The sequence below is a fragment of the Listeria cornellensis FSL F6-0969 genome (genome assembly GCF_000525855.1).
GTDB classification, from domain to species: domain Bacteria; phylum Bacillota; class Bacilli; order Lactobacillales; family Listeriaceae; genus Listeria_A; species Listeria_A cornellensis.
Genome location: NZ_AODE01000016.1, coordinates 18,836 through 40,290, shown reverse-complemented (window position 1 = coordinate 40,290; position 21,455 = coordinate 18,836). Strand labels below are relative to the sequence as shown.

At 42.0% G+C, this 21,455-nt stretch carries 21 protein-coding genes and 2 pseudogenes; 10 read left to right on the top strand and 13 right to left on the bottom strand.

What is annotated here, in order from left to right; all coding sequences use genetic code 11:
* A partial coding sequence (locus PCORN_RS07100; RefSeq protein ID WP_036078864.1) for a hypothetical protein occupies positions 1-684 on the bottom strand: 684 nt, incomplete at its 3' end.
* Between the two features lie 793 nt (positions 685-1,477).
* On the opposite strand from PCORN_RS07100, the gene PCORN_RS07095 reads away from it, so the two are divergent.
* On the top strand, positions 1,478-2,107 hold the full coding sequence (locus tag PCORN_RS07095) for a hypothetical protein (RefSeq protein ID WP_036078863.1): 630 nt from the start codon (positions 1,478-1,480) through the stop codon (positions 2,105-2,107).
* Between the two features lie 461 nt (positions 2,108-2,568).
* On the opposite strand, the gene PCORN_RS17210 is transcribed toward PCORN_RS07095, so the two are convergent.
* Positions 2,569-3,306 carry an SMI1/KNR4 family protein gene (locus PCORN_RS17210; protein WP_159102546.1) on the bottom strand — a complete coding sequence of 246 codons (738 nt, stop codon included), beginning with the start codon at positions 3,304-3,306 and terminating at the stop codon, positions 2,569-2,571.
* Positions 3,307-3,388: 82 nt separating this feature from the next.
* On the bottom strand, positions 3,389-4,243 hold the full coding sequence (locus PCORN_RS17205; protein ID WP_051999310.1) for an HNH endonuclease: 855 nt from the start codon (positions 4,241-4,243) through the stop codon (positions 3,389-3,391).
* Positions 4,244-4,473: 230 nt separating this feature from the next.
* Between PCORN_RS17205 and PCORN_RS07080 the strand changes: the two are divergent.
* Positions 4,474-5,414 (top strand): annotated as a pseudogene (locus PCORN_RS07080) (IS30 family transposase); the annotation flags it as partial.
* Between the two features lie 346 nt (positions 5,415-5,760).
* Here the strand turns inward: PCORN_RS07080 and PCORN_RS17200 are convergent.
* Together PCORN_RS17200 and PCORN_RS07070 are read right to left on the bottom strand one after the other, a co-directional pair.
* Entirely contained in the window at positions 5,761-6,159 is a 399-nt protein-coding gene (locus PCORN_RS17200; RefSeq protein ID WP_206537429.1) for an SRPBCC family protein, read from the bottom strand.
* Between the two features lie 116 nt (positions 6,160-6,275).
* Positions 6,276-7,244, bottom strand: coding sequence for a HoxN/HupN/NixA family nickel/cobalt transporter (locus PCORN_RS07070; RefSeq protein WP_051999309.1), 969 nt, complete (start codon positions 7,242-7,244; stop codon positions 6,276-6,278).
* A gap of 453 nt (positions 7,245-7,697) precedes the next feature.
* Between PCORN_RS07070 and PCORN_RS07065 the strand changes: the two genes are divergently transcribed.
* The 8 genes and pseudogenes from PCORN_RS07065 to PCORN_RS07030 all read left to right on the top strand — a co-directional run bounded on the left by PCORN_RS07065 (position 7,698) and on the right by PCORN_RS07030 (position 13,589).
* Positions 7,698-8,000, top strand: a complete 303-nt coding sequence (locus PCORN_RS07065; protein WP_036078861.1) for an urease subunit gamma — start codon at positions 7,698-7,700, stop codon at positions 7,998-8,000.
* A gap of 18 nt (positions 8,001-8,018) precedes the next feature.
* Positions 8,019-8,327: an urease subunit beta gene (locus PCORN_RS07060; protein ID WP_036078859.1), complete on the top strand. Its 309-nt coding sequence runs from the start codon at positions 8,019-8,021 to the stop codon at positions 8,325-8,327.
* A 13-nt stretch (positions 8,328-8,340) separates the two neighbouring features.
* Positions 8,341-10,053 carry an urease subunit alpha gene (gene ureC / locus PCORN_RS07055; protein WP_036078857.1) on the top strand — a complete coding sequence of 571 codons (1,713 nt, stop codon included), beginning with the start codon at positions 8,341-8,343 and terminating at the stop codon, positions 10,051-10,053.
* 9 nt (positions 10,054-10,062) lie between these two features.
* A complete protein-coding gene (locus PCORN_RS07050) occupies positions 10,063-10,521 on the top strand; it encodes an urease accessory protein UreE (RefSeq protein ID WP_036078855.1) in 459 nt (152 codons plus the stop codon).
* The gene (locus PCORN_RS07045; protein WP_036078853.1) at positions 10,511-11,197 is read left to right on the top strand and encodes an urease accessory protein UreF; all 687 of its coding nucleotides are present in this window, start codon (positions 10,511-10,513) and stop codon (positions 11,195-11,197) included. The genes PCORN_RS07050 and PCORN_RS07045 overlap by 11 nt, the downstream gene beginning before the upstream one ends.
* A 24-nt stretch (positions 11,198-11,221) precedes the next feature.
* Positions 11,222-11,829: pseudogene (gene ureG / locus PCORN_RS07040) on the top strand (urease accessory protein UreG).
* Position 11,830: 1 nt separating this feature from the next.
* Positions 11,831-12,655, top strand: coding sequence for an urease accessory protein UreD (locus tag PCORN_RS07035; protein ID WP_036078850.1), 825 nt, complete (start codon positions 11,831-11,833; stop codon positions 12,653-12,655).
* Between the two features lie 13 nt (positions 12,656-12,668).
* A complete protein-coding gene (locus PCORN_RS07030; protein WP_036078848.1) occupies positions 12,669-13,589 on the top strand; it encodes an urea transporter in 921 nt (306 codons plus the stop codon).
* 90 nt (positions 13,590-13,679) lie between these two features.
* Here PCORN_RS07030 and PCORN_RS07025 read toward each other — a convergent pair whose 3' ends face one another.
* The 8 genes from PCORN_RS07025 to PCORN_RS06990 form a co-directional block, all read right to left on the bottom strand.
* Positions 13,680-14,621, bottom strand: coding sequence for an ROK family protein (locus PCORN_RS07025; protein WP_241433111.1), 942 nt, complete (start codon positions 14,619-14,621; stop codon positions 13,680-13,682).
* On the bottom strand, positions 14,618-14,842 hold the full coding sequence (locus PCORN_RS20180; RefSeq protein WP_241433110.1) for a MarR family transcriptional regulator: 225 nt from the start codon (positions 14,840-14,842) through the stop codon (positions 14,618-14,620). Before PCORN_RS20180 ends, PCORN_RS07025 begins: the two co-directional genes overlap by 4 nt.
* A 153-nt stretch (positions 14,843-14,995) precedes the next feature.
* Positions 14,996-16,237, bottom strand: a complete 1,242-nt coding sequence (locus tag PCORN_RS07020; RefSeq protein WP_036078846.1) for a DUF1015 domain-containing protein — start codon at positions 16,235-16,237, stop codon at positions 14,996-14,998.
* Between the two features lie 67 nt (positions 16,238-16,304).
* Positions 16,305-17,492, bottom strand: a complete 1,188-nt coding sequence (locus PCORN_RS07015) for a phosphoglycerate dehydrogenase (protein ID WP_036078844.1) — start codon at positions 17,490-17,492, stop codon at positions 16,305-16,307.
* Positions 17,485-18,573 (bottom strand): 3-phosphoserine/phosphohydroxythreonine transaminase, encoded by a 1,089-nt coding sequence (gene serC, locus PCORN_RS07010; protein WP_036078842.1) that lies wholly within the window; start codon positions 18,571-18,573, stop codon positions 17,485-17,487. Before serC ends, PCORN_RS07015 begins: the two co-directional genes overlap by 8 nt.
* A gap of 353 nt (positions 18,574-18,926) precedes the next feature.
* A complete protein-coding gene (locus tag PCORN_RS07000; RefSeq protein WP_051999308.1) occupies positions 18,927-20,075 on the bottom strand; it encodes an MFS transporter in 1,149 nt (382 codons plus the stop codon).
* Between the two features lie 11 nt (positions 20,076-20,086).
* Entirely contained in the window at positions 20,087-20,509 is a 423-nt protein-coding gene (locus tag PCORN_RS06995) for a MarR family winged helix-turn-helix transcriptional regulator (RefSeq protein ID WP_036078837.1), read from the bottom strand.
* 100 nt (positions 20,510-20,609) lie between these two features.
* The gene (locus tag PCORN_RS06990; protein WP_036078834.1) at positions 20,610-21,275 is read right to left on the bottom strand and encodes an aquaporin; all 666 of its coding nucleotides are present in this window, start codon (positions 21,273-21,275) and stop codon (positions 20,610-20,612) included.
* Positions 21,276-21,455: the final 180 nt, after the last annotated feature.

Sequence of the window (21,455 nt, the reverse complement as noted above, 5' to 3'; positions counted from 1 at the left end):
TACCACGGTCACTTCTTTCGCGCCAGTGTATGCGCCATTTATTTTCATCTCCGCTTTCACCACGTCGCCCGCTACTAATGTACTATTATTATAGGTGAAATCGCCTTGCTCATCCGTCGTTAAGGTCGTTTTCGCCACCCCGTTTACACTCATACGTATCGGAGTTTTCGGTAATGTTGTCCTTCCAACCACTTTCTTCTCCTTTACGGTTACGGGTTGAAGTGTGAGTTCATTTTTGGCTGGTGCCACAACAACGACTTCCTTCGCGCCGGTATATAATCCATCTACTTTTATTTCGACTCGAACAATATCCCCTTCGATTAATCGGCTATTTTTATACGTGAATGCGCCTGTCTCGTCCGTTACGATAACCGTCTTGAGCACACGGTTTACTTGCACACGGATACTTGTATTCGGTTGTAGCGTAGTCCCTGTTACTTTTCCATCCCCTACTTGAACAGGATGAAGAGATAAGCTATTCGCCGCCTTGGACGTCGTTACTTTCGTTGGTATCGCCGATACGTTAGCAGTCTCTATATTCGCATCCTGTGTCGTTTTGATCTTATCTGCGGTTTCTGTCGTTGCCGCGGATACAAAATCCACGCTATTTCCTATCGGTGAGATAATGCTTCCCACTATAAACCCTGCGACCACCAATTGTCTGATCCATTTTTTCGTTTTCATCTCATCTTCTCCCTTTTCTTATAATATGTAATAATCAGAAAAATACTCTAATTACCCTATTATATATTATCATGTTTTGCTCAACATTTCACCTAATATCCGAAAACATTTCCTTTTATTTAGGTATATGTTAAGAAAATAGCTAGATTATGTGAATAGTACTACAAAAACGGATCTCCCACCATGTCTTGCAAGAGATCCGTTTTTGTATTTTATATTGTTATGAAATTCAGCCACACGAATGATTCATTTCTGATTGGGTGCAAATTATCTTTTAAAAGGATGCAAAACAAAATTAAAAATGACAGCGCCCAATATGTCAGGCATTTTTCGCCAGTATCACACAATGTCCTTATGTGATACTCGTTTTCAGCTGTATGTAAAACAAAACATACTTATTTAACACGATATACGTTTCTTCTATCTGATATCCTAAATAGTGATTAAAGAGCTATCGTTTTTGAGTAAGGGGTAGCACCAGCAAAACGCGGGGTTAAAAACGATTAATATTGCAATTTATGATCCTTAGCGGGGGAAATCTGCGTTTTGCTGGCGAGAGCCCGATACGTGTAAAAGAACACAATTATTCCTGCTACTAAAAATAATAAATAATACATATTAATTATAAATACTTTTATTAATAGAATAGTTATGCTAGTATGAATATAAGGATTCATTCCACATTTTGATGTTATAACTACACATTAATTTGGTACATACCCATTGGGAAAGTTGATGTTTTTAGCATATAAATAGTGATGTTTCCAAAAAATATAGAATGGGGAAAACTATTATGAATAAAAAAACAGTGAAATTTGTTACACCTATCTTGGCAACATCAATAGTGTTTGCATCGTTAGCACCAGCCACTTTAGTACATGCTGATGAAACTAGTGAAAATACTACGCACGAAAGGATTGCAGATGTTATTGCGTTGACTGATGCTGATACACTACTTGCTGGAGAATATATTTCTTTTAATACAGCTATTAATCAGTTTGTTATTGACAATGCTATAACAAACGTTCTTTCACCAGAGAAAATTAAGTTGATTGAAGAACATGTTAATCTAACTAACAATCAAATAAATGAAACTAAGACTGATCTAACTACAGTTGTTACGGCAATAGATCCATCAGGGAACGAATCAACTCTTAATAATGTTAGAGTCGCAAGAGCGGCGGGTGTAAATTCGGTTTCTTATCATTGGAACTATGCTAGAATAAAAATTAAAGCAAGTTCATTGAATTTTGCTGTACAATCTGGCTTTGCCATTGGCTCTGTCTACGCGCCTGCTAGAATTGTTCAGGGAGCTTGTGCAGTTGCGGGAGTTGGACTAGGACTGAACAGCTTTAAGAATGGTATTTGGTTTGACTATAATTACCTAGTTGGTGTATTGTGTGGGAATGCTGGTAAGCAATAAATTATCTGGGAGAGAATAGATTTGAAAAATATAATGGAAAATGCATTAGCTATGTTTGGTATGGTTTTTTTTGGCTTTAATAGTCCTATCATTTATTCTACAAGATAGTTCCTTTATCTATGATAGCAGGTACTTTCTAATAGCCTTTTTCTTAGTTAATGTCATTGGAAAATACCTTTTGAGCAAGAAAAAAAAATAATTGATTATGAATAAAAATTGTATGTTTAACAATGGCTATACTAATCAACAGACTTTATTTATCCGTAAGGGATAGGTTGAAAGGTTCACGTGGTTTTATAAAACCACGTGAACCTTTTTTGTGATGGGGTATATTGATTTCACTAAGTGTCAAAAAGCATGCTTTTTGACACACTATGAAAAAGAAACGTGCCATTTTTATGACACGCTCTCTTAAATTCATTTCTCGTAATCTTACATGATTAGCCTATTTAACTTTAAGCCTATCTTTTGTCAGCTAAGTTTTCTTCAATCATTTCTTTGTATATTATAAAATCTAAACCAACCTCTTTTCTTAGTAAAGTTAGGCAGAGATCTATCAAAGTTTGGTTTGTAATTGTTTCATTTTCTATCTCTGTTCTCATCGCGTCCGCAATAGTAATTTTTTGCTGCTCTGTTCCTTGGTCGAAAACTTTAGCGAAGGCCTCATACAACAAGTTGTCTTCTTTTACCATAGAAAAATCTTGAATCCACGTGTAGACACCATTAGCTACTTCATTCATGTTTGTTGAGCTAGCCCATGCTTTTATTTCTTCATGAGTGGGTATATGAATGTCATCATGTTCTTCATCATCGTCGTCTTCCACCGTAAACATTAAGTCCATCAAGCTATCAAAGTCATCACAAATTTTGTGCGCATCACCGCGTTCTGTATCTATATATATAATTTCAGGCACTGATGGGTTCATTTCATAATCTAATGCTATAAAAGAATGCCCATCTCCCGCAATTAGAATGATATTATCTTTCGTGATTTCCCACTCTTCTTTAAGATATTCTGTTTCCAGTATACCCTCACCTGGTTCAATTCCGTATAACGAGTCAAGTAAGATAAACCCCTCACCATCATCATTAACAAAGTCAACGTGAACGGCATCCGTTTTTAGATAACCACCATTTTGTTTTTTCAATACCTTAAGATAGCTCTTGGGTAATGTGACACCAAATGTTTTTTCTGCCAATTCAATATTTTTTTTGTGTCAATCGGCTCGGCTTGTCACTATCTTTTTCCCAAATACTCATATTCTTCACTACCTTCTTCGTTTAATTTGTACCCCAAATAGCTTTACCTCCAGTGTGGCCCGTCGCCTTATGAATAGCTGTATCTACTAATTGCATTTTGCCTCTATCTTGATGATGATGCCATGTCATACTTCTAGGAGTAAACCCATTTTTTATATCGCTGAGTTGATTCGCAGTAAAGTTACTCTTAGATATTTTCCCATTATTTATATTCTTTTTAAGATACGCATTTGCTTCTTTAAATTGTTTTGTGTTAGAAGACTTCAATAAAGAGTTTGGTAAAGTCATCTGAGCTTTCTTGCTGAAGATAGGAAAACCTTTGGAATCAAATTTAACACCTGTTTTAGGATGTGATTTTCCAGCCAATTTACCATTTTTTATGGTTATGTTTTTCTTTACACCATTTTTAAGTGTTTGTTTGACTATATACCTTGATCCTATTCTCAGAACAACTGCTGCAACTACCGGAATTACAAATGGCAATATCCGACCTTGGATTAAATCCGAATCAATTTCAGGTAAACCACTAGTGTCGTAGGATTCTTCTTGTAACCGTTCCACTTCTTCTGTGGTTGTTGCAGGTATACCATCCAGTTCTTCTTCCGTAAATGTTACTAAATCATCCTCTGTAAATTCCGCCGGGACATATTGTTCAAATTCATCAATAGAGACACTTGGTACTTGCGAGATAGCAATCGTTTGTCCTTCCTCGCTATACGCTGTAACACGGAACCAAAACTTATCCGCATTGGCATACGTTGTACCCTTTAAGGCATATAACTTACTTGGTGTCATCGACAAGTCTTCACCGAAAACATCTCTATCAATATCTGTATTGCCACTTGCAATATCCTCTGAAACATGCATTGTAGGCATTATTTGGTACGAATTCCATATAATTCCGACAATTTTATGAATATACTACCATTCTCTATCTTTTTATGAAACCCGGCAGTATAATATATAACAAGGTGGAAGATATGATAGACGAAATACTTAAAGATTTTAAAAACTTGAATTGTATAATTAAGCGAGACAAAAAAAAATAGGCATGTTATGATACACTCAATGAAACCGACCAAAGTCCACAAAGGAGTGAATCAAACATGCCCTATCACCATCTTACCAGAAATGAACTGATTTTTATAGAGGAATATGAAAAACTGAGTTTTTCGGGTAGACATATTGCTACTCGGTTAAAACGCAGTCCAGAGGCTGTCTACCGTATTATTCGTTTGTTACATGAGGGGGTTCTCTGCGCTTGATATTTTTTTTGCGATATCTAGAAAACAAGAAAAAATGCGGGCGTAAATCCATCCAATTAGATGCCCAGACGACAGAACTTGTGAAACAGCGCATCGCCTCAGGTTGGACTCCTGATACGATTGCTAGCCCGAAGCCTACGGCTAACACTATCCCATTTCCCTGTTCGATGAAAACATCGTATCGTATGTTTTCTGAAGGTGTCTTCGATAAAAAATGCCTGCCTATGAAAGGGAAACGAAAACCAAACGGGCATCAAGAAACGCGTGGAAAAGAGGCTTTTAAAAGCCGTTTAGATGAGCGCGCGATTGCCTTTCCCAAGTTCGACACAGAATTTGGTCATCTAGAAGGCGATACCATTGTTGGTAAGAATTATAAAAGTGCGCTTATCACACTTGTTGAAAGGACGACAAAAGCCATCATTGTTTTGAAAGTAGCTAACCGTAAAGCGATTGCTATTGAAGATGCGCTGCACCAATGGCTTTCTCAATTACCTTCTCATTTCTTCCAAACTATCACGTTCGATAATGGAAAGGAATTCTCTCGTTGGAAACAGACGGCTAATCAGCATGACATCGCTATTTTCTTTGCCGATGCAGGGAAGCCTTGTCAACGACCACTTAATGAAAATTCCAACGGGATTTTACGAAGAAATGGTCTGCCAAAACAAATGGATTTTAACACGATTTCTCAACAGGAGATTAATGAATTGGTCTCTATTCGAAATAATTTACCACGAAAATCATTGGACTATTTGACGCCCATTGAATGTTTTCTGAAACATGCCGATGTGTCTCGCTTAATTATACAATTCAAGATATGTAAATATGGGAGAACTATTGTCTCGCGTTTCTCCCATATATTATTCTTTATATCTTTTAAAGTGACGTATTATCAATGTATTTCACTCCTTGTAATCATTCACTTATTTTCTCCTGTTGAACGTCTATTGAATCCTCTTCTACTCCATGCTATGATTACCACACAGTACATGTCTTCATGTATTTTTTCTAAGCTAGCACTTTTACAACCCTTTAAGTGCTAGCTCTCTTTTGTACATAGTTGAAGATGCCTCTCGCCAAATGTGGTGATAAGCATCTTCTTTTTTGCTATCTAGTTTTATTTCAACTCTACTTACTCAACTTCACAAGCTCAATCCCCGCTCGATCCCACATCTCACTCATCATATCATAATATTTATCATCCATCGCAACATCGACAAGCATCCGAGTCTGGTTGCCTACTGGTTCAAAAACATACTCTTCCAGCATATCGGCAAATTCAGCGACCTCAACATATTTCCCGTCATTGATTTCACCCAAAAAGGCGAATTTGATTTCTTTTTCTGGTTCAAAAACGACTACTTTAGAAACCAAACCATTTCCCTCTGTATCGACAAAGTTAACGGTTTCATTTAGTCCCATATCACCAGTGTAGGTCGATCCTTCATGGAAAGCTGCTGCCCATTTTTCATACTTGCTACGATCAACAACTAATTGCCAAGCCTCTTTCGGTCCGCACTCAAGCATGAATTCTTTTTTTTATGTGTTTCATAGTATCATTCCTCTCCTAAACCTCATTTTATAGTGCTGTCATACATTTATATTGTAGTCTATTCGATATTTACTAACAAGTATAGCGCTCTCTAAATTCGCCGTTTCTGGTACTTATAAATCAGCATCGCGCCTACCCATATCAGCAAGAATGAAAGCATCAATGTCACACCGAAACCGTTGAAATCAACTCCCGCAATAAAATGGGCTACTGCACCGTTCAGGTTGGTATAACTCAGCAAAAATTGCGTCAATATCACGCCGCCAACCACAACCGCTGAAATAACCGAAATTAGCGTCACGACCACATTATAACGATAGCGCCGTTTCTGGTTATCGTAAGCCCAGCCATACGTCTGACTCATAATTATGCTGTCCAGTGTATCAAACAGGCACATTCCTGCCAGAAATGAGAGTGGCAAACATAGCAGGCCAATCGCTGACACCGAGGTGCTAGATTGAACGCTCAGTGTGATTAAGCCAATCTCTGTCGCCGTATCAAAGCCCAGCCCGAACAAAAAACCGATCGGGTAAATATGCCAACTTTTTGTCACAAATTTGTTCAGTGGTTCTACTAGGCGCACAATAAAGCCGCGTGACTCCAAGGCCTCATCCATTCCCGCACCTTCACGCTCTGCTCGCATCAATTTGCGTAATGAGATAATGTTAGAAATCGCGATTAATATTAAAAATGAGCCTGCTACTACCGTGCCAATTGCAGGTCCGTAGTCGGTGATGAACGCCCATTTTCCTGAGAGTTTCCCTGTGACCCAAATGAGCATGAAGATCATTAAAATAACCACGGTCGAGTGTCCCATAGAGAAGAAAAAGCCGACGCCATTGCCATCTATTTTCCTGCTCACTAGTTTTCGAACGGTATTGTCAATCGCTACAATATGATCCGCATCGAAGGCATGTCTCGCCCCGTAAGTATATGCAAGAATCGCACTTGCAAGTAACGCTGGTGTTGTCCGTACATAGATTAGTAGAAGTGTAAGCGCAACTACGTGAATCAGAACAACAAGTAATGCATAGAGTGAAATCGACGCTGTTTTGCGCATCTCTTGTTCGCTTCCTTTCGCTTGAAAAATTCATGATTGTCAATCCTCTGATAAATACATATCGATAACATCTATCCAAATCTTAAAATAATATCATATCACCAATTCTGGAAAGCGTCACATCATAGCTTGCTGGTTTCCCTCTACTTTCTCTTGAAACGCTTTTATACCAGCTGATAGTGGCGATAATTTATTTTATTTTCGGGCATTTCATCCATGATGAGGCTCCATTTTACATTCGACATTCGTATATGGAATCTCACCTACACAAAAACACAAAAAATGATACGTAGAGCACAAAATAATCCTCTTTAAACCTGTAAATATAGCGATATTGTGACTTTCCATGTTTTTGCTAGACGGCGCCTAACCGTAGTGCTAGTATTATCTCCATTAACACGCTAATACTTTAGTGGGTTATAAGAAATTTTGAAATGAGAGGAAGTCTGGACCATGAACTTAACAGCGAAGGAGCAAGAGAAATTATTGATTGTCGTCGCGGCAGATTTAGCACGAAGAAGACGTGACCGCGGACTGAAGCTGAATTATCCTGAATCGATTGCGCTAATTACGTATGAGGTTTTGGAGGGGGCTCGTGACGGGCGAACAGTTGCCGAGATGATGCAATACGGTGCTACTATTTTGACCGTGGATGACGTGATGGACGGAATTGCTGACATGATTAGCGATATTCAGGTCGAGGCGACATTTCCTGATGGGACAAAGCTTGTAACTGTGCATAATCCAATCCGATAAGCGAAGGAGGAAAACATAATGAAACCAGGAGAAATTATTTTGTATGGAGACGAGATTAGCTGTAATGTGGGACGGGATTTAGTGGAAGTGGAAGTGAAAAATACGGGAGATAGACCTGTGCAAATTGGATCGCATTATCATTTTTTCGAGATAAACAGCGAGCTTGCTTTTGAACGTGAGAAAGCATTTGGGTATCGCTTGAATATTCCTGCTGGAACGGCGGTTCGGTTTGAGCCGCAAGATAAAAAGACTGTAGAACTCGTTGCGCTTGCTGGGGAACGTAAAGTATTTGGCTTAAATAATAAAACAAATGGATCACTAGACTAAGGAGCGGATTAGGATGAGTTTAAACATACCTCGCAAACAATATACAGATTTATATGGACCAACTGTCGGCGATGTCGTGCGGCTGGCGGACACAGATTTACTTATTGAAATTGAAAAAGACTATACGACATATGGCGATGAAGTCGTTTTCGGCGGCGGGAAAGTCATTCGCGAAGGCATGGGCATGCACCCGACGGCGACACGTGATGAAGGAATCCCGGATTTAGTAATTACGAACGCGACGGTTATCGATTATACGGGGATTTTTAAAGCAGATATTTCTGTTAAGGATGGTAAAATTGCAGCCATTGGCAAGGCGGGAAATCCGCTTGTGATGGACAATGTGACGATTCCAATTGGGGCCTCCACGGAAATTATCGCTGGTGAAAATAAGATTTTGACGGCTGGCGGCATTGATACGCATATCCATTTTATCTCTCCGCAGCAAATTGAAGTAGCTGTAAACAGTGGCGTAACAACGCTTATTGGTGGTGGAACAGGACCGGCCGAGGGAACCAACGCAACGACGGTAACACCGGGTGCTTGGAATATTGAGCGGATGTTACAGGCGGCTGACGGCTTACCTGTGAATATCGGTTTACTCGGAAAGGGACATGCGGCATCCAATGAACCTTTGGCGGAACAAATTGAGGCTGGCGCGATGGGTCTGAAAATCCATGAAGACTGGGGTGCAACGTTTGCGTCAATCGATCATTCGTTACAAGTTGCGGACGCGTATGATGTACAAGTCGCAATTCACACGGATACGCTTAATGAAACTGGGTTTGTCGAGCGCACTATCGAGGCGTTTGGCGATCGTGTGATTCATACGTATCATACAGAAGGCGCGGGCGGCGGACATGCACCGGATATTATTCGCTTGGCGGGTTATCCAAATGTATTGCCTTCTTCCACAAATCCGACATTGCCTTTTACAAAAAACACGATTGATGAGCATTTGGACATGTTGATGGTTTGCCATCATTTAAACCCGGATATTCCAGAAGATTTAGCGTTCGCTGATTCACGGATTCGCGAAGAAACGATTGCGGCAGAAGACGTTTTGCAAGATATGGGCGTTTTCAGTATGACAAGCTCGGATTCGCAGGCGATGGGCCGGATTGGTGAAGTGATTATTCGGACATGGCAAACCGCAGACAAAATGAAGGCGCAACGTGGGACGCTTACGGGCGACTCGGAAAAAAGCGACAACACGCGTGTGAAGCGCTACATTTCTAAATACACGATTAACCCAGCTATCACGCACGGTATCGCGGATTATGTCGGCTCGATTGAAGTTGGAAAAATTGCTGATTTGGTCTTATGGGAACCGAAGTTTTTCGGTGTGAAGCCGGATAAGATTTTGAAAAACGGGATGATTTCGAATAGTGTGATGGGTGATCCGAATGGTTCGATCCCGACACCACAACCGGCACTTTACCGCCCAATGTTTGGTTCGATTGGCACCGCTTTGGCAAGAAGTTCGTTTACTTTTGTGTCGCAAGCAGCGCATGACAAAAATATTCGCGCGAAATATGGTTTGCAAAAAGAAACATTGCCTGTTAAAGGTGTTCGCCAGTTGACGAAGAAGGATATGAAGTGGAATGATGCAACACCAGATATCGATGTGAATCCACAGACGTATGAAGTCAAAATCGATGGCAAATTGATCACGTGTGAGGCGGCGGAAAAACTTCCGATGGCACAACGATACTTTTTATTCTGAGGTGATGAAATGATTGTAGAGCAAGTGGTTGGAAATATTGAAACGTTTACGGAACGGGAGCTCGGCGACTACCATATTGAGCGTGTTTTTATTGAAAATGAGTCGCTGGCAAAACGGATGCACTTGGTGAAGACGGATCATGGACGCGAGATTGGGATTCGCTTACGTCAAGGCGAGCACTTGCATGTTGGTGATATTTTGTTGCAGGAAGCGAATAACTTGATTGTTGTGGATGTGCTGAGCGAGGATGTTTTAACGATTACGCCGCGAACGATTCACGAGATGGGTGAGATCGCGCATGCACTTGGAAACCGTCATTTACCGGCGCAATTCATTGGAGACGCGATGATTGTGCAGTTTGATTATTTGGTGGAGAACTTGTTGAAGGAAGCGGGAATTCCATTTATGCGGGAACATCGTTATTTGAAAGAGGCATTTCGCCATATTGGGCATAGCCATGATGAATAAGACGCTAACATTTTTCCAGTTGTGCGATTCTAATTTTCCGACTGGGGCTTTTAGTCATTCGTTTGGGTTTGAGACTTATATGAATGAAGAGGTTATTCATGATGCTTCTTCCTTTGGATCGTGGCTGAAAATTTTCTTACAGGAGCAACTGGTTTATTCCGAGGGTTTGTCCGCACGGTTTATTTTTGAGGCGTTAGAAAATGGAGATTTGACTGAAATAATACACCGATCGGAGGCATTGACGGCGCAAATTTTGCCAAAAGAAATTCGTGTGGCGAACCAGAAAATGGGGGAGCGATTTCTCGTATTGGGGCAGGATATGTTCGATATTGAGGCGTTAGATGCTTATCACCAAGCGGTCGTGAAAAAGCAAGTCGATGCTCATTCGGTGGTCGTGTTGACGATTATTGCACAGCATATTGGCCTCACAAAACAAGAAGCAATCGAGGCATTCCTTTACTCCACGATTTCGACAATGGTGCAAAACGCAGTTCGTGGTGTTCCAATCGGACAGACCGCTGGGCAAAAATTACTGCTCGCGTTTCAAGTGGAAATTAACGAAGCATACTTACAAATTGAGCGGTTATCCGAAGAGGATTTCGGATCGACACCGCCGGGGCTGGAAATCGCGCAAATGCGGCATGAACAATTGTTTGCGCGGAATTTCATGTCCTAGTAATTTTGGAAAGAAGGAATCAGGATGGATACAATCAAAATTGGTGTTGGTGGGCCTGTTGGCGCTGGAAAAACGTTTCTCGTGGACCAGTTGACGCGCGTGTTGCAGAACGAGCTTAGCATGGCCGTCGTGACCAACGATATTTATACGAAAGAAGACGCGAAATATTTAGTCGAAAATGGTGTGCTTGCGAAGGATCGCATTATCGGCGTAGAGACAGGCGGTTGCCCACATACAGCGATTCGTGAAGATATTTCGATGAACGTTTCGGCGATTAATGAATTGGAGCAATTGCATCCTGATATCGAGCTTATTTTCGTCGAGAGCGGTGGCGATAATTTGGCGGCGACATTCAGCCAGAGCTCGTCGATTTGTCGATTTACATTATTGATGTGGCACAAGGCGAGAAAATTCCACGTAAAGGTGGACAAGGCATGATTAAGTCCGATTTATTCATCATTAATAAAATTGATTTGGCGCCCTATGTGCATGCGAACCTAGATATCATGGCATCCGATACGAAGAAATTCCGAGGAGAAAAACCGACCATTTTCACGAATTTGCAGGATGGAACGGGACTAGCGGAAGTCGTAGCATGGCTTCGGAAGTACGCGCTTTTGGATGCGAAATAACATGAAAAAAAATACGGGAACTTTAGAGCTTGCGATTGCAAAGAAAAACGGTAAGTCGGTGCCGACAGATGTGTATTTTCAAGGGGCGCTAAAAGTGATGCGGCCTCAATATTTGGATGATTCAGGGCAAGTGGTTTATTTTATTTTGAACCCTGGTGGCGGATATGTCGATGGTGACGTGTATCGGATTGCAGTGAGTGTCGAGGCGAATGCAGAGCTGCTTTTAACGACGCAATCGGCGACCAAAGTCTACAAGACGCCGAATGATATCGTGCGACAAGAAACCGAAATCACGCTTGGCAAGAACAGTTTGCTGGAATTTATATCAGATCCAGTGATTGCATATGAGGGCGCACGCTATGTACAGCAACAAGTCGTTCACATGGATGAGACGGCAAGCCTTTTTTATAGCGAAATGATCACGCCGGGCTGGGCGCGGGAACAAGATGGTTTTCGTTATGAGAAACTGCTTTTGAAAAATCAAGTGTATGTGGATGGCAAATTATCGATTATCGATGCTTTTAGGTTGACACCAGCGAGCGGTTTGCTGCATGGAATCGGTATGTTAGAAGATCATTCGCACGTGGGTTCCTTACTCGTTGTAACGCCTGGCGTAGATGAAAGCTTCATGTTAGACTTGCAAAACGATTTGAAACAAGCTTTTCCGATATTGCGATTTGGGGTTTCTCTACTCAATGTCAGTGGTTTTTCTGCTCGAATTTTAGCGAATACAACACAAGAGTTGGAGCGTTTTATTGCACATTGTCATCAATACATTCGCGCGCATTGTTTTGAGAAAAGCCCACTGTTGCTAAGAAAATATTGAGGAGTGAGTGATTTTGGGGAAAACTAACTTTGCCATGGCGACTCAGAGTGTATTAAAAGGAATTTCGCAAGTGCTTTTGATAGACAACGCTTGGAGCGGCTTGCTAATCTTGATTGGGCTATTTTTTGCTTCGGTCGAGGTTGGTTTCGTCGCACTTGTTGCAAGCTGTCTAGGAACAGCAACCGCGTATTTGATTGGCGCCAATCGAGATAAAATCAAACACGGTTTGTACGGTTTTAGTTCTGTACTTACAGGTATCGCTTCACTCCTTTTCTTAGAAGGCGATTCCAAATATATCGCAGCACTTGTTGGAGCGGTATTGGCTGTATTTTTCACGGTTGCCTTTCACAGTATCGGTGCGCATTTTAACTTACCAGCCTTGACATTTCCATTTATCGCAGTGACATGGTGCATTATTTTGGCGAGCTATTCGATGTCTCACTTACATTTGAGCGATGTTACAGCAGTAACCGCCATTCACGAAATGACAAATAATCAACAAACGGTAGATATTTTTGATACGCTATTTAAAGATTTTGGCGAGATATTTTTGCAAAATAGTTACATTTGTTCGTTCTTTATTTTGGCGGCAATCGCTATTTCTGGTTGGCGTAACACGATCATGGCGAGTGCTGGTATTGTGATTAGTATCGCAGTAGTCTATATTTGTGGCCTGAATTTACATGACCTTGAGATGGGGTTTTATTCTTATAATACCATTTTGACGATGATTGCTATGGGCTCCGCGTTTCACAAAAATATCCGCGGTAGTTATATATACGTTGCACTTGCAGGGATTCTAACGGTATTATTGACACCAGTTATCGTGATTGTATTAGAACCGTTTGGATTACCCGCACTAACAATGCCTTTTGTAGCAACGACTTGGCTCTTTTTAATAATAGTAAACAGTGTCGAAAAAGGCGATTATTGATTGAAAATGGAACTGTCTTTTCAGAGGCCCAGCCGGACTTTGAAAAAGCAGTTCCATTTTCAGCTGTTTAGACAAAAAAAACCACTTAAGTCACTTCTTAAAAACAAGATCCTGCGATTCCAGCCCCAAAACCTGCCGTGAAATAAGCGCCACACCACCAAGTAAGGAAGAATCATAAATATCATGTTGCGTAAACTCAATTCGCGTTTCGCCTAATGGATCAAGCGCCTTGTACTCCTCGAAAATCCGCTGTAACAAATCAGGAAATTGCGATAAAGACCTCGAAGAAAGGAACACTGCTTCCGGCGCGCTATACTGCACGAGATTATAAGCAATTTGCGCGATCGCCGTAATCCACTCATCAACGACCTCCAAAACAAACGCATCTTTACTCCCTATCAACGCAGCAAATTCATCCACCGTTAATTCCGCCTTCTTTTCATGCTTCGCGATTCTCTCCATGATCGCTTTTTCCGAGTATAATTCCTCTAATCGGTACACTTGCCTATCCTTATAAATCACGGAGCGTCCGATTTCACCAGCCAGCCCTTGTACGCCATAGTAAAGCTGCTCGTTAATAATCGTGCCAACGCCAATACCATTATGAATATTCAACGCCAATAAATTTTGAAGCGGTTCCTCGCCAGCATAATACCAAAAATCTCGAATCGAAATCGCCGTTAAATTAGCCTCATTTTCAAATCGAATCGGCACATCAACAATTTCTTGCAGCGCAGGTAATAATGAAAAAGAATCGAGCTCCAAAAACGGACTATACCGAATCTCATTCTCGTGAACAGGGGCATGTGTGGATACCGCAATGCCTAGCAGCCCTTTCATCGTATCGAACATCTTCAAATCAGAAATAACTTCCCGCATCATCTGAAAAACGTCTTTTATGCTACGACCAATTAAGCGCAACGAATCCTTTTTAATAACCTCACCGTTCAAATAGTTCACTGAATACCGCAAATGCCTAGCTCCCATATCAAAAGCCAAAACATAGCCATACCGGTAATTAAATTGAATCAAATTCGGCCGACGCCACCCGCATTCGAAGCTTCACCAATACCAAGATCCTCGATAAGCCCCTCTTCATGCAACTCCCGAATAATCGAGGATACTGTCGATTTTTGCAACTGAGCCATACTCGCAATCGAACTCCTTGATGTCTGACCAGCATTAAATAGAGTTTTTAATACCAATTTCTTATTATTCTCTCTCATGACATCCTGATCAGTTTTCTTCGTCATATGTATACGTCCCTTCTTGCTTCCCGTTTTTAAAAAGTATATCACATTACCGCCACATCTTAAAAGTTAAAACGGACCACCGCACGTTTCTAAGCGCAATGATCCGTTCCTCGTTATCCACTTGTTTCACGTGAAACATATCTAGTTTAAGCTTTACTTACTCTCCAAATCATGTACAAACAACCCACTCAATAACTTCGGCTCAAACCAAGTCGATTTAGGCGGCATAATCTCGCCCGCATCCGCCACATCAAGCAAATTATCCATCGTCGGCGGATACATCGAGAACGCAATCGTATATTTTCCAGCATCCACAAGCTGTTCCAACTCCACCAACCCACGAATCCCACCAACAAAATTAATCCGGTCATCGCGTCGGATATCTTCAATACCAAACAACGGCGTGAGCACCTGATCCGCCAAAATAGACACATCAAGGCCCGCAATAACGCCATCACCGGCGAACTCAGGTTTCACTTTCAAACCGTACCATGAACCATCCAAATACATACCAAACGTGTTCGGTGTCGCTGGTTTATACGCCTCTTTTCCAACCTTCTCCACATCAAATTTTAAAGCAACTTGATCTAAGAAATCCGCTGCGATTGGCACATCGACCACCCGATTATAATCTAGAATCTCCAGCTGATCTTGCGGGAATAACACCGATAAAAAGAAGTTAAACTCCGCATCCGCGCCAGCATCCGGAAATTCCTTCCGACGCTTCAGACCAACTTTAACCGCCGATTCCGTACGATGATGACCATCCGCAATATAAAGCGCTGGAATCTCCTCAAACGCCTTCGTAAGTATGCCTACCACATCCGCATCGTCCACCGTCCAAATCCGATGCTGTACGCCATGAAAACTCTCAAAATCATAGACCGGCTTATGACTACCAATCCAAGCATCCACTACATTATTCACCGATTCATCCGAACGATACGTCAAGAAAATCGGGCTTGTATTCGCATCCGTCACATCCACGTGGCGAATCCGATCCAGCTCCTTCTCCTCACGCGTCAACTCATGCTTCTTAATCGCGCCACTCACATAATCATCAATCGCCGTACACGTCACAAGCCCTGTCTGCGGCCGTCCGTTCATCACCAACTGATACAAATACAACTCCGGCTGCGCATCCTTCACAAGCCAGCCCTTCTCCTGAAACCCCGCCAAATTCGACGCAGCCTTCGCATACACCGAGTCATCATACGGCGACAAATCAGCGGCCAAATCAATCTCCGCCTTATCAATATGTAAAAACGACATCGGGTTCGCGTCGCCCAATTTCCGCGCCTCCTCCGTACTCAACACATCATACGGCAACGAAGCCACATAAATCGCCTCTTTCGCACTCGGTCTAATCCCTTTAAACGCTCTAATCTTTACCACAAAAATCCCTCCTTATTTTATAAAAATAGCCACGACAGAAAATCCATCGCAGCTATTCATTTTTCTCTCAATACGCCGTAACACCAGCAGGTTCAATCGCACGCACACGAATCACACCAGGAATCGCGTTCAAACGATCCACCACTAGCGATAAATTACCCTGCGCGCCTTTTTCCATATCAATCAACGTATACGCATAATCGCCCTTACTACGGTTCGTCATATCCAAAATATTAATCGACCCGTTCGCAAGTTCCGTCGTAACCTGCCCAACCATGTTCGGCACATTATGATGAAATACTCCCAAACGCGGATGTCCATTATAAGGCATGTCCACATTCGGATAGTTTACCGAATTTTTAATGCTACCCGTTTCTAAAAAGTAAGCCAGTTCCTTCGCCGCCATTTTAGCACAGTTGGTTTCGGCCTCTTCCGTCGAAGCCCCCAGATGCGGCAATACTTCCACTTGCGGATGCTTCACAAACGCTTCCGTCGCAAAATCCGTAATGTACATGCGCAATTGGCCAGCATTCAGCGCCTCCACCATCGCCTTCTCCTCCACCAATTCCCCACGTGAAAAATTAAGTAAAACAGCGTCAGGTTTCAGCAATTGCAACGTTTCCCGATTAAACATTCCCGCCGTATTATCCTTCAGCGGCACATGCACCGTCAAATAATCACACGTCGCCAAAACTTCCTCGATCGTCATCGCGCGTTCCACTTCTTTCGAAATCCGCCACGCCGTATCAACCGAAACATACGGATCATAACCGACAACTTCCATACCAAGCGCTAACGCATCATTCGCTACAAGTGCTCCAATCGCACCCAGTCCAATGATTCCAAGTCGTTTTCCAGCAAGTTCTGTACCAGCAAACTTCTTCTTCCCAGCTTCGACCTTCTTCTCAATATCATTACCATCAAGCGTCTTCACCCATTCCGAACCTTCCAAAATCGGTCGCGCACCCATAAATAAACTCGCTAATACCAGCTCTTTCACCGCGTTTGCATTCGCACCAGGCGTATTAAAAACCACGATTCCCTTGTCCGCACAAGCCTCCACAGGAATATTATTCACTCCCGCACCAGCTCTGGCAACAGCTTTCACACTATCCGAAAACTCAAAATCATGCAGATCATAACTTCGCAGTAAAATACCATCCGGCGCCTGATTCCCGTCAATCAAATATTTTTCCACATCGAACTTACGTAATCCTTCTTTGGCAATCGCATTGAAAGTCTGAATATTAAACATGTATTTCTCCCCCTTTATGAGTCGCTACAAATTTTTCCATTAGAGCCGTCAGCGCTTCGACACCCTCGTACGGAAAAGCATTGTAGATACTAGCACGCATACCACCAACCGAACGATGTCCCTTCAAATTCTCAAAATGAAGTTCCTCCGCCTCTTTAATAAATAACGCATCCAACTCCGGTGAACCCGTCACAAACGGTACATTCGTAAGCGAACGATCCGCCTTATTTACAGGTGACGAGAACATCGAAGACGCATCCAAATAATCGTATAAAAGTCCAGCTTTCTTCCTATTCAGCGCCTCGATTCCCGCTACGCCACCTTGTTCCTTAATCCATTCAAAAACCAGCTTCGACACATAAATCGCAAAAGTCGCCGGCGTATTAAACATCGAACCATTCTTCGCCTGCACCGCGTAATCCAGCATTGCCGGCAAGCCAGCTACATTTCCAATCAAATCCTCTCGAACAATAACGATCGTGAGACCCGCAGGACCAATATTTTTCTGAGCCCCCGCATAAATCAGGCCAAATTTACTCACATCGTACACACTCGACAAAATATTGGAAGACATATCCGCAACAAGCGGCACATCACCAGTTTCAGGAGGTGTGAAAATCGCTGTACCTTCAATGGTATTATTCGTCGTAATATGCAAATAAGCCGCATCGGACGGCACGCGCGGTATCTCTGGAATATAACTGAAATTCTTATCTTTTGACGACGCCAACACTTCAATATCGCCAATTTTAGCCGCTTCCTCCATTGCTTTTTCAGACCATGAGCCAGTATTCACAAAGTAGGCCTTCTTGCCAGCCATCAAATTCATCGGTATCATCGTGAATTGCAGACTCGCCCCACCTTGTAAGAATAAAATTTTGTAATTTTCGGGAATGTGCATTAATTCACGCAATAGCGACTCTGCTTCCCCAAGGATCTCCTCAAATAAATCTGAACGATGACTTAATTCCATTACTGACATTCCTGAACCTTTGTACGATAATAGCTCCTTCTGCACCTTTTCTAAAACCGGTACGGGCAAAATCGCAGGTCCTGCTGAAAAATTATACGCTCTTTCCACACAACATCTCTCCTGTTCCAATCGTATTTCCAACCTACAACTTCGATTTCTCACATTTGGTCTTAATACAAAAACTGTGACAAGCATTACAAGTATCGCGAAAAGCTTATTTTGGAGTTCACATATGTATCTCATTCCCATTTCCAGTCTAATCAAACCCAAGAAAGAATACTTACTCCTAACACTTGGATATATTATATCAGAAAATACGAATATTTTCAGACAAATTGAACTTATTCTGCGGGTTTTTATTAAAAAACACCAAGAAAGCGTCCCCATTCGGCTAAAAACCACGAGACTGACTTTCCAGCATTCTTTTAAAAAACTTTTTTTATGAAAAGCCAATCCCCACATTATTTCCCGGGTAATAATTGCTTCGTCCGAAAAACAATCAAATAAATCACCAGAAAAATCACTAGCGTAACAATAGACCACCGATACATCATCGCATAGTTGTAATGCGTCGCGATGAAGCTAAGTCCAAAGCTACCAAGCGCCATCCCAACATCCATCCCTGATAAAAACGTCCCATTCGCGATTCCCTTCTTATCAGGCGCCGCACGATCCACCGCCAAAGCTTGCAAAGAAGGCTGCACCATCCCGTAGCCTAGCCCGAAAAACAACGAAGATCCAAATAAACTCCAAGCTCCCGTTGCTAGCGACAACAACCACAGTCCAATACCCATCAACACGATTCCTGGGAGAATAACCACCCGATGCCCCTTCAAATCATACAAGCGTCCCGCAAAAATACGACTCACCAGCACCATAATCGCCTGCCCAACAAAGAAAATCCAGACCATCCGCACATGTAATTCCAATCCATAAATCATCATAAACGTCTGAATCCCACCGAGCGGAAACGCCATCAACATGCATAGCAACGCCGGCAACAACGCGCCCTTATCAAACAACTGCATCTTATGCTTCACGACAACCGCCTGTTTCGGCATTTTCAACCGCGTCACCAACAGAAAAACCAATACCATCAAGACAATCGAGAACCCTATCAGAAAATTAAACGAAAACTGGTTCATCAAAATAATCGCAATAATCGGTGCAAGCGACATTCCCAGCGCTGTCGTCAATCCATAGAATCCAATACCTTCCCCCGTCCGATTCGGCGGCACGAGCGTCGAAACCCCAGTCGCAATAGAAGTCGTCGTAATCCCCCAACCAACGCCGTGAAATAACCTCAAAACCAGCAATGCCGATACAACCGTCGACCAATAAAAATTCACCGTAACCGCAATCAATACAAAAAAGCCGACCAAAATCATGATTTTCGCACCAAAACGATCATTTAGCCCGCCCGCAATGACCCGCATGAACAAAGCCACCAGCGAAAATAAGCCCACCGCCAAACTCGCCTGGGTTTCCGTACCACCTAATTTAATAATTTGCGCTGGTAAAGTTGGCATAAAAATCTGGAATCCAATATATAAAAATAAACTCGAAATCAACAATATCACATAATCCTTCGTCCACAACTTCGCCTTCAAAAAATCCCTTCTCACTCTAAATTATTTTCAATCCGCGCTAAAACATTTAAATACACACCAAGTTCCGTGTCCGATATCCCCCGATAAAAATGCGAACACGTCTCCTCCACCACATTTCGAATCAGCTGCACTTTTTGCTTTCCTTCCATAGATAACGACAACAATGTAATCCGCCGATCCTTCTTGTCCACCGCTTTTTCAAGCAAATTTTTCCGAACGAGTACATCCATAATCCGATTCACAGTCGGCGCATCCTTCTCCACTAACTCCGCCACATGTCGCTGCGAAATCGGCGCTTTCTGATCCACCACATTCAACACCGACCACTGCTCCGGCGTTACAGCAAATCGCTCCAACCCATGCTGCAATCCAAGACTCGCCTTCCTCGCCACCACATTCGTCCGAAACGTAACATCATCATAAAAATCCCGCATCCCAATTCACCTCTTTTTAAAAATACTTGTCATGACAACTATATCACAAAAAAAGATATGATGACAGCAAATCGCCACCATCATACCTCCGAAATTCGACTTATTTTTCGCTATCCATAGCAAATTTACCAACAATCGCAGCCACTAAACCACCAACGATAGGCGCTACAATGAACACCCATAATTGAGATAAAGCTTCACCGCCAGCAAATAGAGCTGGACCGATACTACGAGCCGGGTTAACAGAAGTTCCTGTCAACGGAATGCCTAGTAAGTGAATTAAAACTAAAGTCAAACCGATAACTAAACCAGCAAAAGCAGGATTTCCTTTTTTACCAGTAACGACGATAATAACTAATACAAATACGAAAGTTAAAATTGCTTCTACCAAGAATGCGCCGCCTGCACCGATATTTCCAAATCCATTTTGACCTAAGTTTTTAGTAGACATGTCAGAAAGATTTAGGAATGAAAGCAACGTAACGGAACCAACAATCGCCCCAGCCACTTGCGCCACAACATATCCTACTAACTCGCTACCTGAAATTCTCTTGTTTAAAAACATCGCAACGGAAACAGCCGGATTCACGTGACATCCAGAAATAGTTCCAATGCTGTACGCCATCGCAACGATTGACAAACCAAATGCCATCGCGATTCCAAGCGTCCCAATTCCTTCAATTCCGCCGCCTAAAACAGCAGTCCCAGTACCGAATAATACCAAAACAAAAGTTCCGATAAATTCAGCAAATAATTTCTTACTCATGTGTTCTCCTCCTTTTGAAAATTACATACTTATTATATATACCTCTAAATCATGAAATTGTAAACCTTTATTTATGTAATATTTCGCACATTCCATGCATATTTCACGGTATTGACAAAAACAAGCGCTTACCTTAATGTTACTTTATAGAAATATGTCTTATTGGCACAAAGAATGTTT